Raw genomic sequence first — 15,751 nt, forward strand, 5'->3', positions numbered from 1 at the left:
GCAAGAGAAGGCTACTTCTTGGAGAGAGAAAAAAAATTAGTATTGGTCGAACATGCGCTGGATGTCAGCGTCGTTATCTGTCTCCGTCAGCGCCATCATTAGAAGGATGCGAGCCTTCTGCGGATTGTGCAGCATTGCACTTTGGAAGCCTTCGCGCGTGAACTTGCCTACAGGCGTGATCATGCCAGTCGGAACGCGCGAGGCAATCACTACCTTGATGCCTGCTTTCTTTGCTTCCTTCAAGGCCTCCATCACATCATCAGGAACATTCCCGTGACCAAGACCTGCACTTACGATGCCTTTAACGCCCATCTTGATCATGGAGCGAATGAGACTGCCGTCTTGGCCGAGTGAGGCGTAGTTGATTTCAACGCGTGGAAGCGCATTTAACTTCGAGATATCAAACTCACTATTGGTTGTATGGCGCTTCGTGTTGATGTTGAAGAAGAACGGCTTGTTGTTCTGCATGATGCCCAAGCATCCGGTATCCGGGCACTGGAATGTGGCAACGTTGGTCGTATTGGTTTTCGTCACGCCAAACGCCGACCCGATCTTGTCGTTCATGCTGACCATAACGCCCTTGCCCTTCGCTTCGGGCGAAGCCGCCAAGGCGACGGCATTGACAAGATTAAGCGGACCATCAGCGCTGAGACCTGTAGCGGGACGCATAGAGCCAACCAGTACAACAGGCTTGTCGCTTTTGACAACCAGATTTAAGAAATAGGCTGTTTCCTCAAGCGTATCGGTGCCGTGCGTGACGACAATGCCGTCCACGTCTTTCTTTGCCAGAAATTCATTGATTCGCTTTGCGAGCGTCAGTTCGTTAGCGACCGAAAGCTTAGAACTCCCGACGTTGAAGATCTGCTCGCCAGTGATGTTGGCGAAATTTTTGATTTCCGGCACGGCGTCCGTCAGAACTTCAATACCGACTGGTTTGTGGCCGGAACCAACACCATAATCCGTAAGCGAAAGCGAGCCGGAACCGCGGCTCGCGATCGTACCGCCGGTAGCTAGAATCGCAATATTGGGGAGCGACTTGACTTGTTCTGCCTTAACGGGCGCATCAGCCGCAGCAGCAGGGAGAGCCGTAAGGCTGGCGCCTGCACCCAAAAGAATACTTGTCGCAAAGGCAATAGCGGTCTTCTTAATCATAGTTTCCTCCATTTGGGTGGATTACTGCGGCAGAATGACCTTGCCAACACCATTCTCAATTTCAATGGTTGTGCCGAGATCAGCAGAGAGCTGTTTTAGGTGCTCAAGCGTCTCTACACTCTGGGAAAGCTTAGGCGAGCCACGATGCGGACGCGGATTTTTCTGACCCAAGTCGATTGGATAAAGCTTCACTTCGGTGAGCTTCCCGTCTTCGATCGTCCATGAAGGCAAAACAGCGCGCCAGATTTCAGGGTTAACGACGTCGCCCTTCGTACCGTTCTTGCTGCGGAAATCCATATAAGCACCGACGCTCATTTCCTGCGGCAGGTTCTTGCCATCAAAAGCGTCATAGGGCTGGCGTGCGACAGTTTCAGCTTGAAAGATGAAGTTTCCAAGAGAGTAGAAGATTACGCCGCCCTTCCAGCATTCAATACCGCGAAGCTGATGCGGACCATGACCGATCACAACGCTCGCACCCGCGTCAATGCAGGCTTTGCTGAAGGTTTCAATGAATTCAGGTGACTTCATCGTGTCGCCGCCGCGCATTTCGTGATGGTGGACTGAGACGATGACAATGTCAGCCTGCCGGCGAGCTTCAGCAATTTCATCGAGTGTCCGCTTTAAATCCTTCTTGTTGGGCGCTGTTTCATTGCGTTCCGGGCCATCAGTGAGGACAAAATTCATGCTTCCGAGCGGCAGTGTGCCTTCGGGGAACGGCAGACGGTAGCCGCGGGAAATTAGATTGAACGTGCGGGCATTGATCTCCGTGATGTCGGAAAGCTCCTTTGCCATATCGAAGTGCTTTTGATTCACATGATGGACAGTACGGAAACGAAGCGGATTCAAACCCGGACGTCCCTTCATGGTGAAACCTTGTCCGCCAGCGGCAGCAGCCGGATCAAGCGTAGACGTAATGCCGATCATGGCAACGCGGGCATGCTTAGTTTCGAGGTATGCCGCGCCAGAGGCTTCCTGAAGCGTCATGCCGGTGCCAGCAAAAATCATGCCGCGCTCTTTGAGATGCTTGATTGTGGCAACAATCCCGCCCTGTCCAAAGTCGCCGGAGTGATTGTTCGCCGTATTAAAGAGATTGAAACCATAGCGGTTCATATCGTCGAGGAGAACAGGGTCGCTCATTGCCCACGTACCGCCCGATGTCGCCGCCGGGGCGCCTTCTTGGTCATGAAAAGTAGATTCAAGGTTGGCAAAGCGAACATCATGAGCCTCAATCAAGCACTTCAGTTCGTCGAAACCTTCATAGCCATCATTTGGAATGCGGCGGGTAATGAAGCTGTCGCCCGACGCAATGAATGTCGTCTTCATAGGAAATCTCCCTTTTTTTGGTTCTCCAAGCTGCAAGCTCGAGCCCCGTGCGCTTCCACCGCCTGGAGAGAGAAGAAGCGCACGGAACCCTGAAACTTAGCCTCTTGTGCCCTTAGCTTTTTCATAGGTGCGGTGAATGATTTCTGCAGCCACTTGGCCACCCTTGAAGAGATCAGTCATATAGATCTGTTCGGCATTGGTGTGGTTCTTGCTGTAGCCCAAGGCAAGACCAATCGCCTGGATGCCGTTCCAGTTGAAGTGATTGCCGTCCATTCCGCCACCGCCGCGTTCACACCAACCTTCAACTCCCACAGTCTTCAATGCGTCCATTGCTGTCGAAACGATTTCAGACTGCAGATCGACAAAGAACGTGTGGTAAAGCGTCTTGATATTCACGTCGATCGGGGTGTTCCAGCGCTTCGCCGTCTCGGCGAAAGTCGCCTTGAAGCCTTCGAGATACTTTTCAAGCGCGGTATCGTCGGTGCTTCGAGCCTCAGCTGTCATTTCGCAGAGATCCGGAACAACATTGGTACCGGTTCCTCCCTTGATGACGCCAATATTCGAAACTACCGTGGGCGTGATGCGGCCTTCCTGAAGATGCATAATCGCGTCTGCAGCAACACGGATGGCAGAGAGTCCCTTCTCTGGCTCATTACCGGCATGGGCCTTGATGCCGTGAACCTTGATCTCGATCTTGCACTTGGTCGGCGCTTGATTGATGATGCGGCCTATGCGGCCAGGCGCGTCAAAGACGAAAGCCTGCTTGCTTTTAAGCTTAGAAAAGTCAAGCTGACCAGAGCCTTGAACGCCGATCTCTTCACAGACCGAGAAAACCACTTCTACGGGGCCGTGAGGCTTTCCGCTTTCTTTGACACGACGAAGTCCGTCCAGAACGGCACATAGGCCAGACACGTCGTCGGCAGCAAGAATTGATGTACCGTCGCTCTTAATCAAGTCCTCGGCTTCATTCACAACAGGATGAATAGCCCCGGAATTCCTCACGCGATCCAAATGGGCAGAGAGAAGAATTGAAGGCACATCCGAGGCGCCGGCGAGGCGACCAATTAAATTGCCAGTATTGCCGCCAAGCTTTTCACCTGCTTTGTCTTCTTCAACTGTCAGCCCGAGATCAAGGAGCTTCTGCTTGACGACGTCGGCAATTTTGCGTTCGTCCCGGCTCTGGACTGGGATTTGGATAAGTTCCAAAAATTCCTTAAGCATGGATGCTTCAGACATAACGTTCTCCTTTTCTTTTATGAATTAGAAGACGTAGAGCATCAGCGTCACGAAGATGAGTGCGCCAGACATCGGGATGATCTGGAACTTCGCCACAGTCATCGGCGAAACCTTCGCGATCCCGGCGCAGATAATCATGGCACCGGCTACAGGCGAGATTGAACGACCAATACCACCCGAGAGCACCGTCATGGCACCCATATTCATAATGTCAAGGCCAAATTGCGGAGCATGCGCGCTCACAGCATTGTTGAAGGCGATCGAAGCTGCTTCGCCTGAACCGCAGAGCACAGCGATGACAAACGGACCAACAATCGAAGCACCCTTTGCAATGACAGGCGACGAACTCATAAACTCGATCAGGGCCTGGATCAGACCTACGCTCTTCATGCCGGCCACGAAGATATTGGCCGCAACGATGATGCCGAAGATGTTCCCGAAGCTGTCACCCATGCCCTTAAAAAAGGTCTTGACGAACGTGCCAGGATTCGGACGAACGGCAATCAATGCCACAACTGCACCGATGATCATGGCGTGTGAGACCGGCATCTTGAGCGCCGACACGATGCCAAAGTTTCCAAGGAGCAAAATGATGAGCGGGAGAAGCGGAATGATGGAATAGAGGTAGTTAATCTTGAAATCGGGCGGGATACCTTCGCCGTCAGCTTCTAGCTTCACTTCATCAGGACGCCAGCCACGCTTCTTCATATAGAAGGCTATCAAGACCATCAGTGCGGACGAAATCACTACCGAGCCCAGAATCGGACCTGCAACCATCTGGACGAATTCGATTGAGGGACGCTGTGCAAGATCGGCGACGATCGTCGGATGCACGTGGCCCGGATTCAAATTACCGCCATAGAGGCCGGCCATCACAGCCGCGGCCGCGAGCGGTGCAGGAACACCTGCGGAAAGAAGCAGCGGAATGAAGATTGTGCCCACAGCGGCGGAAGTACCGGCCGCAGACGGGATAGCGCTATTCACGATGGTCGTCGCGAGCGATACGCCAATGATGACAAACGGGCCGGCCTTCTTCAGCAGCTTCAGGAAGACAGCAATCAAATGGGTATGAAGACCTGTCATCTTGACGACAGCTGCAAAACCCATCGAAGCGATGATGACTTCAAAGACATTCGCCTGCTTCATCGACTTCGAGAAGGACACGAGGGGGGCAAGCGGGTCGCCGGCCATGCAAGCGAGAATCAAGCCGCCTGCGATAAGTACCAGTCGGGTCTCGTACTTTTTAACGAGCGCCCAGCACATCGCCAGAATGACGACTGCCGAGAGGATCATTGTCATGGTTGTCTCCTTTTTTTCCTGCTAGAGGTAGTCTTAGGAATCCAAATGGAATTAATGCCAAACGGCTCTCATACGCGCGCGAACCATTGCAGATGCTTGACGCAGTGGCGCATGCAGACGTCGTTCTGGAAGGTTTTCGGCTTTGGCAAACCGAATGCCTTTCAAGATAGCTGCACGAGCCTTTTTCACATCGTCAGTTGCGGGCAGATCAGGATCGGAAATGTCAAGAAGCTCACCCAAAATCCCGAGCTGCGAGAAATGTCTTACGTCATATGCCATAGGCGGAATCTCGGATGCGAAATGATCTAGTGCTTCAACGGTTCTTAGCGTGATGCGGGCAGCTGATTCCTTGCTCATCGCATGAACCATAACCTCCGGATCGTTGAGTGCAATCAGGTAGTCGGCTTGGTAGCCAAAAGCAAGAAATGCGCCTGACATCGCCTTGCCGACAATGAAACCCACAACAGGATGTCCGACTTCGCGCGCTTTAATGAAAGCGGCAGAAGATGCTGCAAGCGCCTGGTGAATGCCGAACGCCTCTTCCCGCCTGCCATAGGCCTGACTCGCAACATCAATGACGAGCACAAGCGGCGTCTTTTCTTCTTGGCTGGACTCGGCTTGGACGAAATCCAAAACGGACGTCGCAACAGCCCAACCTTCGAGAAGACCTACTTCACCTTTCCGAGCGCGTGGATAACGATTCTTAGGATCCGGAAGTACGGCCATGAAGCGAACAGCCCTACCATCGATTTCGCCGTCAGCCGCGGCAACGCTCGGGATCAGCTCCCCCAAAAGCTTGGCCTCCGGATCGAGCGCCTTGAGCCAAACAGCACCCCTGCTCGCAGCCGCGAGGCTCTTCGTCGTTTCAACGCGATTCATTTGCGATCTCCTTGGGAGAAAAGGGCTTTGGTAATTTCGGGAAACACCTGCTGAGAAGCATCAAAACCGGCAAGTCTCGGAAGGTAGAAGCCCACACGGTCTGTGCGAAAAGATTCTGGGCTGCCTTGAGCAAAGCATTTGGCAATTGCCGTTCGAACGGCATCTACGTCATCGACTGCAAGCTCATCGGCAAATCCGGTCTCATAGCGGATTTCTCCGCCCGTCATCGACCAAATAAAAGGCTTATCTTTGGAGTCATATTCTGTGATGCCCGCCTCCTGCTCAATCACCTGCGGACCATTGAGGCCCAGACGAGCTTCTTTAGTCACGACCAAGTAGGAGCAAAGCCCTGCAGCAATCGACATGCCGCCGAAGCAACCGACCGTTCCCGTGATGAGGCCAACAACTGGCGTATGACGGCGCAGCTTGGCAATGGCTGAATGAATATCGGCAATGGCTGCCAGCCCAAGATTTGCTTCCTGAAGACGCACACCGCCCGTTTCGAGGCAAAGGATCACAAGAGGCGGATTCCCTGCCTCAGCGTCTTCGAGGGCAAGCTCAAGCATCGCCGCCATCTTGGCGCCTGACACTTCACCCATGCTTCCGCCCTGGAAAGCCCCTTCAATGGCAGCCACACAGCAAGCTTTACCGCCGAAAGTCCCCTTAGCAATCACCATGCCGTCATCGGCCTGTGGAACGATGTTCTGTTTTTCAAGCCACGGAGACTCAATGAAGTCAAACGGTCCCAAGAGCTCGCGGAAGCTTCCGCTGTCAAGAAGCGCCTTTGCGCGTTCACGAGCACGCAGTTCAATGAAGCTCTTTTTAATCAGCATGACTACGCCTCCTGTTCTTTTGCGGCTTCAATGGCCTGTTCAATCCGGATGCGTGCAACACCTGGCGTTGCGCCGAAGTCATGAATGACCATGATCCCGGCAGGCAAACCCTGCATCACCGACAAGCGTTCAAAAATGGCGCTCCATCGAGCTGCGCTGTTGTCCACAGATGAAGTGATCTTGACGGTGAGATCCCTCTTGTCACTCACACCGTCGTAGAGCACTTCCATGTCACCCGATGCAACCACGCCCATCTGGACTTGAGCGTCCTTGATCGGTTGGCCGGCCGGTATCTTTAATTCAAGCGATTCCATAAATTTCCCCAATGAGTGATTTCTTTCTTCGACCCAGAAAGCCAATAAGCGGTCCAAGAAAAGCGTCGCAGCGAGAAGATCGGCGGAGCCACCCGGTGAGAGCTTTTGTTCCTCCATTTGGCGGCACAGTGCCTCATATGCCGCACTGCCCTCAGGAAGGCCGACACCTCCAAGGTCAAGCACCTGTTTTGCACCGCTCTGTACTGCTTGGAGTCCAGCGAGTCCGCCGCGATGGGCGATGCAGGTATCCGGAAGGGTTGCCATGAGCGCAAGCAACGCATTGATCTGAGAAGCGGCTTCAGAGAGCCCAGCCTTGCGGGACTTCAGGAGCGCAGGGAGCGCAAATAAGCGGACATGCTCAAAACCGCTTTGCGCCTCTTCCCTGGCTCCAGGAAGTCCTAAGCGCTTTCGGACGACAAGACCGTGGCTTGTTGCGGGTGCCTCGAACCCCGGGTCCGGAATCGAAGCAATGTGGCCCGCAAGTGCTGCAACACGCTCTGCAGCTAGAGCGCTTCGCTCCTCAGCAAGCCCTGCTGCCACAGTCAACAGCCCTTGCGCATAAATTGCGCCACGGTGCGTATTAACGCCGCCCGTTGCCTTGAGCATTGCGACCTCCGCCGCACGCCCAATAGCGCCGACTGTCATTCGAAGTGCTGAGAGAGACTCCGGATTATTTCGATCGGCTTTCTTCGCTGCACCGGCCATTGCCTTGAAACTCGAGCTAATGGCGTCCACGGACGCATGCATCATCTCGATCGTCATGTCCGTATGCGACCCGGAACTGCGCCAATTAACAAGCCCCGGTTTTGGGAAGAGATTCGCCTCATCCTTCAAGCTTGCGGTTGCAAGGAGCGCCAGTTCTTCCGCCGTTGGAAGACGCTCAAGCGACTCATCAAAGCGAACGGCACGACACATGGCTACCAGCTCCGGAACTTCGCTGGAGGGTTGTAGAGACCGCCCGACCATTCGACGAGATCGGCAATACTCTTAGCGGCAAGAAGCGAACGATTTGCCTTTGCCGGATTGATCTCAAGGTCTTCCGAGCGAAGAAGCTTCTTTTCAAATCGCAACTTCTTCACTACTGCAGGATCTGCGGCCATGCCGATGTCCGTAATCCCCGCTACGGATGCCACAAGTGCTTTTCGCTCTTCCAAGGATTCTGCACGATAGAGACACGCGATACCTTCTTCGGTCACAACGTGCGTCACATCGTCGCCGTAGATCATTACGGGCGCGAGCGGTAAACCAGCCTTCTGGGCAACTGGCACTGCATCGAGCGTTTCAACGAACGTAGGCTTCGGACCTGCCTGAAAGGTTTCCACCATTTGAACCACGAGCTTCTTGCCGCGAGCAACCGGATCGGGCTTCGGGATCATTTCAAGCCAGGCTTTCGTTGGGTGCCGACGGCCATGCGGGTCGTGCCCCATGTTGGGAGCTCCGCCGAAGCCAGCCAAGCGGCCGCGCGTAACGGTTGATGAATTGCCAAGCGGATCCATCTGGAGAGTTGAGCCCACGAACATGTCAACGGCGTATTGCCCTGCCATTTGGCAGAAAGCGCGGTTCGAACGCATGGAACCGTCCGGCCCCGTAAAGAACACGTCCGGGCGCGCAGCAATGTAGTCTTCCATCCCCAATTCACCGCCAAAGCAGTGAACACTTTTGACCCAACCCGATTCAATGGCGGGAATCAGCGTCGGATGCGGATTCAAACACCAATGACGGCATACCTTGCCTTTGATGCCGAGCTCTTCGCCGAATGTTGGAAGAAGCAATTCGACGGCAGCAGTGTTGAAGCCGATGCCGTGATTCAAAGATTCGACTTCGTGCGGTGCGTAGATCCCCTTCAAAGCCATCATGGCCATCAGGATGTGTGCGTCCTTGATCTGGCGCGGATCGCGCGTAAAGAGCGGTTCGATAAAGAACGGCCGGTCAGCCTTTACAACGTAATCCACCCAGGAACCAGGAATATCAACACGCTTTAGATCTTTCGGATCGTCAACAATCTCGTTTACCTGTGCAATCACGACACCGTCATGGAACGCGGCGGCCTCGAGAAGCGCTGGTGTATCTTCCGTGCTTGGACCCGTATAAAGGTTCCCTTCTCGGTCCGCCGCATATGCGGCAACGAGCACGACGTTCGGAATCAAATCAACGTAGAGCCGTGAGTAAAGCTCAACGTAGGTGTGAATCGCACCTATTTCGAGCTGGCCGTCTTCAAGGAGCTGCGCAATGCGCAAGCTTTGCGATCCCGCGTACGAAAAATCGAGGCGCTTTGCAATCCCTTTTTCGAAAAGATCCATGTGCTCTGGGAGGCTCACACTTGGCATGATCATATGCAAGCCGTGAATCCTTTCGGAATCAACATTCACAAGCGCACGCGAAAGAAAATCCGCCTGCTTCTGGTTGTTCCCTTCGAGCACAACACGGTCGCCCGGCATAACCAGGGTGTCGATTGCCATTCCGATTTTGTTCGTTGGGATCACCTTCCCAGATAAACCAAGCGCCTTCCTTGTTCCCTCGAGTCGGGCATGCTTTGCTCTTCGCCGGACATCCCACCGGCGAGTGCTTGAGCCTACTACCATAAGGCTTTCTCCTTAATTTCGACCTGCCGCAACTTGATGCGGTCGAAGCATTTGTCAGCACTAAGTTTGTTCACTTAAACCGATCGGATCAATCACATTTTCCGTACGTTCATTACTAAAACCGAAATGGTTTGCTAAGTACTCCTTCTCTTATGCTTCCCCTTAAGGATTGCAAGTCCCTCTTCCTTATTGAAACTGAAGCGACATGCTCATTCGTCCTCACGATCTTCTATTCCTGACCGGTAAGGCGTCTTTACGAGACAGCCTTGCCCCTTTAATTGACGGCTTTTGGCAACCTGCCTCCATGCCCGTGGTTGTAAGGCGTGATGCGCACAATGCTGATTGGATACCGATTGGTCTTCGCGGTCCGAACCGACAGGACAGACAAGCAAATTGGGCGAAAAAAGGAGATGTGCTGCGTGTACTAACACCTGAAGATCTGGCGTCCAGCTCCATCCTCGATCATTCGCCTTTACGGGATTGGCCTGCCGTACAAGCAGCCCTGAAGCTCCTGCTTCGCCCTGCTCCGGCCAAATGGGGGATCACGGGAAGCTGTGGGTTTTCGCTCGCATGGGGTTGCTCTGTCATGCGGGCGTCAAGCGATTTGGACTTGGTTGTGAATGCGTCCTTACCCTTGGACAAAGACGAAATGCGTGATTGGCTTCAAAGCTTCAGGAACCTCTTGGTGGGGATAGACGTTCAGATTTCAACGCCATCAGGCGGATTTGCACTTCGCGAATGGCTTCTGCGGGACGCCGTGCTTCTAAAAACCAGTTCCGGTCCCGTACTGACTGATAAACCCTGGGGGGACTTGTCATGAGAGTCTTCTTTGTATTTCCGGGCCAGGGTACTCAACGTCCCGGCATACTTCACGGCTTAAACACTTTTGGGCTAAGCGTCCTTGAAGAAATGAGCAATGCCATCGGCTTGGATCTCCTGACGCTCGATTCTGCTGAAGCGTTCGAACGCACAGAAAACGTACAGCTCGCACTTCTCTGTGCGGGAATTGGGAAATGCCGAGAGCTAGAAGCCGCCGGTATTCAGCCTTCACTCGTTGCAGGACTCTCGATCGGAGCTTTCGGTGCTGCAGTCGCGGCTCACGCCTTGTCGCTTACGGATGCTGCTCGTTTGGTGCTACTTCGCGGCCGCTTGATGCAGGGTGCCTATCCTTCGGGATATGGCATGATGGCAATCGGCGGATTGAACCTCAATACAGCGGAAGACATAACGAATGCCGTTGACGACATCTATGTTTCCAATATCAACTCCGAACAGCAAATTGTTCTATCCGGACCATTATCGTCTTTGAACATTGCGGCAAAGCGTGCAAAGGACCGCGGCGCCCTTTACGCAAAGCGCATTCAAGTTACTGTTCCTTCCCACTGCCCGCTTCTCATGTGTCCAGCCAAGGTATTAATGGAAGCATTCCAAAAAGTTGAGGTCAAGCGCCCGAAAGTGCCTTATCTTTCCGTCAACTCGGGCCGTGTGATTTGGGACCCTACCAAGCTTGTAGACGATCTGGCCTTTAACATGGCTAGGCGCACCTCTTGGCTTGATGCCGCACAAGCCGCTAAAGAACGAGGCATCGATGTCCTTATTGAAATGCCGCCCGGCGGCATCCTCGGCTCACTGGCAAAAACAACTTTTGCGGACGGCCTCGTCATCTCGTCATCGACAACGCCCGCAGAAGAAATCATTGAGAGAATTGGAAGACTTCAATGAGGTAGCGGCAAAGGCAACGGCGTACCGGACCGGCTGCGGCCGTACATGCGAGCTTCTGCGGCAAGCGCGAGGAAATTGGCTTCGTGCTCATGCGTCTTTTTGAAGACAATCCCAACAGTCTGCCGGATTCGATAGGGTTCTGCCAACGTAATGAGTTTGACGGTTGACTCAAAGACCGGTTGCATCCGGCCTGGCAACAAGGCAAAACCGAGGCCCGCCTGAACGAAGCTCACCATTGAGAAAATGTCGTTCACCTTCGCCACAATCTCCGGCGTCTTTCCAGTCTGCCGAAATGCATCAACAAAGCCGTCGAACGTTGCAAAGCCTTCCTGCAGCGTGACCCATTTAGCAAAATGGAGATCCTTTAGATCTGCATCTTTCTTGCGTCCCTTGTAGTCCGATGGCGCGGCCAAGAAAAGATCATCATCAAAGAGTTTGATGACAATGTTCTTTCGCTCGTCAATCTCCTCTCCGCTCGTCGCAATCACGATAGCGTCAAGCTTGTTCTCTTCAAGTTTCGCTAAAAGTGACTTGTTGCTTCCCATCACAAGCTCAAATTCAAGCTCTGGCCTACGGTACTTCATGCCGAGAATGAGGTTCGGCACGGTGCGGACCGAAAGCGAGTAAAGACTTCCGAGACGCATGCGCTTTTGTTCAAAACCGCCGACACGCCTCGTCTCTTCCACGGCCTCGTGCATTCTCGCAATTAAATCTTGAGCATATTTTGCAAACTCTCTTGCGGTGGGCAACGGCTGAAGCTGTCGTCCTTTGCGTGTAAAAAGCGGACATTGAATCGTTTCTTCAAGCGTATGAAGCGCCCTATGGACGCTCACCGCCGCAGTTCCCAGGTCTTCTGCCGTCTTCGCAATATTTTCAGTACGCAAGAAGGCCAGAAACACTTCCAGCTTTCGCAATGAAAGTCGATCGTCGAACATACTTTTTTACCCGCGCCAGAGATCGGACTTTTCGGAAAGGGTCCAATCATCATTTTCAATACTTTAAAGCCCAGAACTAAAGAGGAAATCAAGCAAAAATCCCTGAAGCTTGCGCCGAACGCCACCTCGATAGTGACCGACGCTTACGGGCTCCACAAGTCAATCAGTGCCGACCGACAGAATTGTATGGTTGCAAGAGCCGCGGCACACTGGCCAGCAGCCGCTTCGTATAAGGCGCCTTGGGGTGCGTCAGCACCGCTGCCGCAGCACCTTCTTCAACGATTCGTCCGCCCTGCATAACCGCCACGCGGTGGGCAGCGTGCTCCACCACGGCAAAGTTATGCGTGATGAGCAGATAAGCCAAACCGCGCTCGCGCTGCAGACTGCCGAGCAAATTAAGAATTTGCGCCTGTACGGAAACGTCCAAAGCGGAAGTTGGTTCATCGAGCACAATCACTTCAGGCTCAACCGAGAGTGCTCGGGCAATGGCAATGCGTTGACGCTGACCGCCCGAAAATTCATGCGGCAGACGCTCCAGACTTTCGGAATCGAGTCCAGTCTCCTTCAAAAGCGCCTGCATGCGGAGAAGTCGCTCTGCAGGCGTCAACTCCGGTCTGAGCGAAACGAGCGCCTCTTCCAAAATCTGCCCCACTGTCATGCGCGGATCAAGCGAAGAAAAGGGATCCTGAAAAACAATCTGTACCTTTCTTCTGAAAGCCGGGCTGCGAGGCCCTGCAACCGGCATTGAAATGCCGCCGCAGCGCACAGTACCCTCTGCGAGCAGTCCGTTTCCTAAAAGCCCTAAAGCAGTCAAGGCGGCCGTCGTCTTGCCGCTTCCCGATTCACCGACGAGCGCAAGCGTCTCTGCGCGATGAAGCGCGAGCGTGCAGTCCGGCAAAATAGTGCGGCCGACCGCACGGCCGACAAAAGCCGCGAGCGACTGCGTAAAGCCTTTGGGTGCCGTACGTACTGCCGCATGTTGGAGTTCCAGCACGGGCTCTCCGTCTATGGCCGCCGCTTCGGGCGCAGCGAACGTCCTGCATTCGGCGGTCGTCTTGTCGCCCGCGAAGATGCACCGCACAGTGCCCAGCCCATCGCGCCGAGACTGAGGAGCAGGCGCATGTCCAAAGCACTTTGACTTGGCCCGTGCACAGCGCGGCGCAAAAGCGCAGCCCTTGAGCGGCCCCCAAAGATTCGGCACCGAGCCTTCCACCGGCTGGAGCGGAGCACCGTCCGGCCGCGGCAGCGCACCCAGGAGCGCCTGCGCATAAGGATGCTCCGGATGGGCAAGAAATGCTTCTGTCGGCGCCATTTCGACAATTTCACCCGCATACATCAGTGCAACGCGATCAGCGATCCCTGGCAGCAGCGCAAGGTCATGAGTGATGAAAATGAGCGTCAAACCGCGTTCGCGCTTCAAGTCATTGAGAAGCTCGAGAACCTGACGCGCTACAGTGACATCCAAAGCCGTGGTCGGCTCATCCGCCACCACCACTTTGGGATCTGCCGAGAGTGCCATGGCGATCATCGCGCGCTGCTTCAGACCGCCCGACAACTCATGCGGATAAGCGTCATAGGCTTCTTCCGGGCGAGGAATGCCGACTCGGCGCAGCCACTCGACGGCACGCGCTCTTGCCTCCGTGCGTCCGCACGTCGAATGCGTGCGGATCATTTCCGCCACCTGATCGCCCACCGTCATCACGGGGTTAAAGCTCGTTGCCGGTTCCTGAAAAATCACGGCAATGCCTGCCCCGCGAACGCGCTCCATTTCTTTCTCGGTGAGTGACAAGAGCTCTCGTCCCTCGAGCGTCACCGTCCCCGAAGGCACTTGAGCATCCTCGGGCAGCAGCCGCATCAGCGCCATCGCAGTAAGGCTTTTGCCGCAGCCCGATTCCCCCACAAGCGCCAGCGCTTCACCGCGGCGTACGGTGAAACTCACGCCGCGCACAGGGTGAAGCACGCCGCCCGAGAGCGGCAGATCTATCGTCAGGCGGTCGACCGATAACAGCGACGGTTCACTTTGGATATTCATCAGCACCCCTCCATCAAGCGCGGCCACGGCCCGCGGCACGAGGATCAAAGGCATCTCGAACGGCAGAAGCAAAAATATTGGCCGAGAGCACCAGCGTCACAAGGAAGAGAAAGCTGGCGAGAAGATTCCACCAAATCATGGGAGAGCGCGACAGTTCGCTGCGGGCTGAATTAATCATGGTGCCGAAGGAATGCATGGTGGGATCCACCCCGACGCCGACATAAGAAAGCACGGCCTCATAGAGCACAATGCCCGAAAAGTCGAGCACCGTAACGATCAGAACGATGTGCATCACATTGGGCAGAATATGGCGCCGCATCACCGCAAAAGGCTTCACGCCCAAGGCTTTAGCCGCTGACACGAAGTCGAGCGTGGAGAGTTTCATCGTTTCAGCCCGCAAAAGCCGCGCGAGCGTAGCCCAGCCAGTCATGCCGATGATGACCGCGAGCAGCATCAGCCGCAGATCCGCGCGTTCGAGACTGGTTTGATAGAGCTCTGGGTGCTTATCGAGGAACACCTGCACCATCAGTACGGATGCCGCGATGAGGAGCACGCTTGGAATAGAGGAGATCGTCGTATAAACATACTGAATGACATCGTCCACCCACCCGCGGAAATAGCCTGCGGCAATTCCGAGCGTCAGCGCAAACGGCAGCGTCGCGAGCGTTGCGAGCGAACCGATCACCACCGCCGTTCGAACACTTTTGACCGCTTCATAAAGCACGTCGTTGCCAACCGCATCCGTACCGAAAACGTGCCAGTTGGGCCAAATCAGGATAAGCCAGACCATCAGCAGCCAAGCGACTGTAAAAACAAGCATGGCCGGTCTCCATGGGAAACGCCCGTCTCGGTTCCGCATCACCATCAAGGTCTGCGTGAAGGTCGCGTTTCGCCGGCGGGCTATCGCCAAAGCCGTGAAAATCCACGCGAGAAAGGCTGTAACACCGCCCGCGATTGCGGCAATCAGCGTTCCCTTTACCAATTCAAATGTCCTTGTACGGTGCCCAAAGAGTTTCCCCGCATTTTTGAGCGGCTGGAAATCACGTACGGCATGTCCGTCTTTAAAAACCGTCGTCTTGTCGAATTCGCGAAGCGCAAAAGGCATGGAATAGCTGCGCTCATCCCCTGCCGCTTTAAGGCGCTCCAGTATCACAACATCCAAAAGGGACTTCACCTCCGGAGAGTACGCCTGCACGGCACTTGCGGCGTCTGAGGCATCCGCCGGCGGCAGTGCGTCGCGCCAATGAATGGAGTCCATGAGCGCCGTCAGCAGAAAAATCGCCAGTACGGCAGCCGAGGCTGCTGCAGAAGGCCTCGCAAAAACCATGCGCCAGCGGCGTGCCAATTCCGGCGATCGGCGAACATGACGGACGGCCAATATGAGGAGGACGAAAAGCCCCCACGCAACAAAGTCAGTCGGAAGGAAAACAGGAAGCATGACGAA

13 protein-coding genes and 1 pseudogene are annotated in these 15,751 nt (G+C 54.6%); 2 read left to right on the top strand and 12 right to left on the bottom strand.

Annotation, left to right across the window (positions count from 1 at the left end; all coding sequences use genetic code 11):
* Positions 1-36 precede the first annotated feature (36 nt).
* The 8 genes from DES29_RS02495 to mdcA all read right to left on the bottom strand — a co-directional run bounded on the left by DES29_RS02495 (position 37) and on the right by mdcA (position 9,618).
* Complete coding sequence (locus DES29_RS02495) at positions 37-1,152, bottom strand: asparaginase (protein ID WP_016473581.1); 1,116 nt, start codon at positions 1,150-1,152, stop codon at positions 37-39.
* Positions 1,153-1,173: 21 nt separating this feature from the next.
* Positions 1,174-2,475, bottom strand: a complete 1,302-nt coding sequence (locus DES29_RS02500) for a CapA family protein (protein ID WP_016473580.1) — start codon at positions 2,473-2,475, stop codon at positions 1,174-1,176.
* A gap of 96 nt (positions 2,476-2,571) precedes the next feature.
* Positions 2,572-3,711 (bottom strand): M20/M25/M40 family metallo-hydrolase, encoded by a 1,140-nt coding sequence (locus tag DES29_RS02505; RefSeq protein ID WP_016473579.1) that lies wholly within the window; start codon positions 3,709-3,711, stop codon positions 2,572-2,574.
* A gap of 24 nt (positions 3,712-3,735) precedes the next feature.
* The gene (gene dcuC, locus DES29_RS02510; protein ID WP_016473578.1) at positions 3,736-5,010 is read right to left on the bottom strand and encodes a C4-dicarboxylate transporter DcuC; all 1,275 of its coding nucleotides are present in this window, start codon (positions 5,008-5,010) and stop codon (positions 3,736-3,738) included.
* Positions 5,011-5,061: 51 nt separating this feature from the next.
* Positions 5,062-5,889, bottom strand: a complete 828-nt coding sequence (gene mdcE / locus DES29_RS02515; RefSeq protein WP_016473577.1) for a biotin-independent malonate decarboxylase subunit gamma — start codon at positions 5,887-5,889, stop codon at positions 5,062-5,064.
* Positions 5,886-6,722 (bottom strand): biotin-independent malonate decarboxylase subunit beta, encoded by an 837-nt coding sequence (locus tag DES29_RS02520; RefSeq protein WP_016473576.1) that lies wholly within the window; start codon positions 6,720-6,722, stop codon positions 5,886-5,888. Before DES29_RS02520 ends, mdcE begins: the two co-directional genes overlap by 4 nt.
* Before the next feature lie 2 nt (positions 6,723-6,724).
* On the bottom strand, positions 6,725-7,951 hold the full coding sequence (locus DES29_RS02525; RefSeq protein ID WP_113854397.1) for a triphosphoribosyl-dephospho-CoA synthase: 1,227 nt from the start codon (positions 7,949-7,951) through the stop codon (positions 6,725-6,727).
* Between the two features lie 2 nt (positions 7,952-7,953).
* Complete coding sequence (mdcA, locus tag DES29_RS02530) at positions 7,954-9,618, bottom strand: malonate decarboxylase subunit alpha (RefSeq protein WP_016473574.1); 1,665 nt, start codon at positions 9,616-9,618, stop codon at positions 7,954-7,956.
* Between the two features lie 205 nt (positions 9,619-9,823).
* Between mdcA and DES29_RS02535 the strand changes: the two genes are divergently transcribed.
* Positions 9,824-10,438, top strand: a complete 615-nt coding sequence (locus DES29_RS02535) for a malonate decarboxylase holo-ACP synthase (RefSeq protein WP_016473573.1) — start codon at positions 9,824-9,826, stop codon at positions 10,436-10,438.
* On the top strand, positions 10,435-11,340 hold the full coding sequence (locus DES29_RS02540) for an ACP S-malonyltransferase (RefSeq protein WP_113854399.1): 906 nt from the start codon (positions 10,435-10,437) through the stop codon (positions 11,338-11,340). The genes DES29_RS02535 and DES29_RS02540 overlap by 4 nt, the downstream gene beginning before the upstream one ends.
* On the opposite strand, the gene DES29_RS02545 is transcribed toward DES29_RS02540, so the two are convergent.
* The 4 genes and pseudogenes from DES29_RS02545 to DES29_RS02555 form a co-directional block, all read right to left on the bottom strand.
* Positions 11,334-12,026, bottom strand: a complete 693-nt coding sequence (locus DES29_RS02545; protein WP_240907197.1) for a LysR substrate-binding domain-containing protein — start codon at positions 12,024-12,026, stop codon at positions 11,334-11,336. The genes DES29_RS02540 and DES29_RS02545 overlap by 7 nt on opposite strands.
* Before the next feature lie 69 nt (positions 12,027-12,095).
* Positions 12,096-12,275: pseudogene (locus DES29_RS12725) on the bottom strand (helix-turn-helix domain-containing protein); the annotation flags it as partial.
* A 163-nt stretch (positions 12,276-12,438) separates the two neighbouring features.
* Entirely contained in the window at positions 12,439-14,307 is a 1,869-nt protein-coding gene (locus DES29_RS02550) for a dipeptide ABC transporter ATP-binding protein (RefSeq protein ID WP_113854415.1), read from the bottom strand.
* 13 nt (positions 14,308-14,320) lie between these two features.
* Positions 14,321-15,745: an ABC transporter permease gene (locus DES29_RS02555; RefSeq protein WP_016473569.1), complete on the bottom strand. Its 1,425-nt coding sequence runs from the start codon at positions 15,743-15,745 to the stop codon at positions 14,321-14,323.
* Positions 15,746-15,751: the final 6 nt, after the last annotated feature.

The organism is Sutterella wadsworthensis (genome assembly GCF_003315195.1).
Classification (GTDB): Bacteria; Pseudomonadota; Gammaproteobacteria; order Burkholderiales; family Burkholderiaceae_F; genus Sutterella; species Sutterella wadsworthensis.

Coding starts and splice junctions, on each gene's coding strand:
- DES29_RS02495 (WP_016473581.1), bottom strand. CDS start 1,152: ATGATTAAGAAGACCGCTATTGCCTTTGCGACAAGTATTCTTTTGGGT.
- DES29_RS02500 (WP_016473580.1), bottom strand. CDS start 2,475: ATGAAGACGACATTCATTGCGTCGGGCGACAGCTTCATTACCCGCCGC.
- DES29_RS02505 (WP_016473579.1), bottom strand. CDS start 3,711: ATGTCTGAAGCATCCATGCTTAAGGAATTTTTGGAACTTATCCAAATC.
- dcuC (WP_016473578.1), bottom strand. CDS start 5,010: ATGACAATGATCCTCTCGGCAGTCGTCATTCTGGCGATGTGCTGGGCG.
- mdcE (WP_016473577.1), bottom strand. CDS start 5,889: ATGAATCGCGTTGAAACGACGAAGAGCCTCGCGGCTGCGAGCAGGGGT.
- DES29_RS02520 (WP_016473576.1), bottom strand. CDS start 6,722: ATGCTGATTAAAAAGAGCTTCATTGAACTGCGTGCTCGTGAACGCGCA.
- DES29_RS02525 (WP_113854397.1), bottom strand. CDS start 7,951: ATGTGTCGTGCCGTTCGCTTTGATGAGTCGCTTGAGCGTCTTCCAACG.
- mdcA (WP_016473574.1), bottom strand. CDS start 9,618: ATGGTAGTAGGCTCAAGCACTCGCCGGTGGGATGTCCGGCGAAGAGCA.
- DES29_RS02535 (WP_016473573.1), top strand. CDS start 9,824: ATGCTCATTCGTCCTCACGATCTTCTATTCCTGACCGGTAAGGCGTCT.
- DES29_RS02540 (WP_113854399.1), top strand. CDS start 10,435: ATGAGAGTCTTCTTTGTATTTCCGGGCCAGGGTACTCAACGTCCCGGC.
- DES29_RS02550 (WP_113854415.1), bottom strand. CDS start 14,307: ATGAATATCCAAAGTGAACCGTCGCTGTTATCGGTCGACCGCCTGACG.
- DES29_RS02555 (WP_016473569.1), bottom strand. CDS start 15,745: ATGCTTCCTGTTTTCCTTCCGACTGACTTTGTTGCGTGGGGGCTTTTC.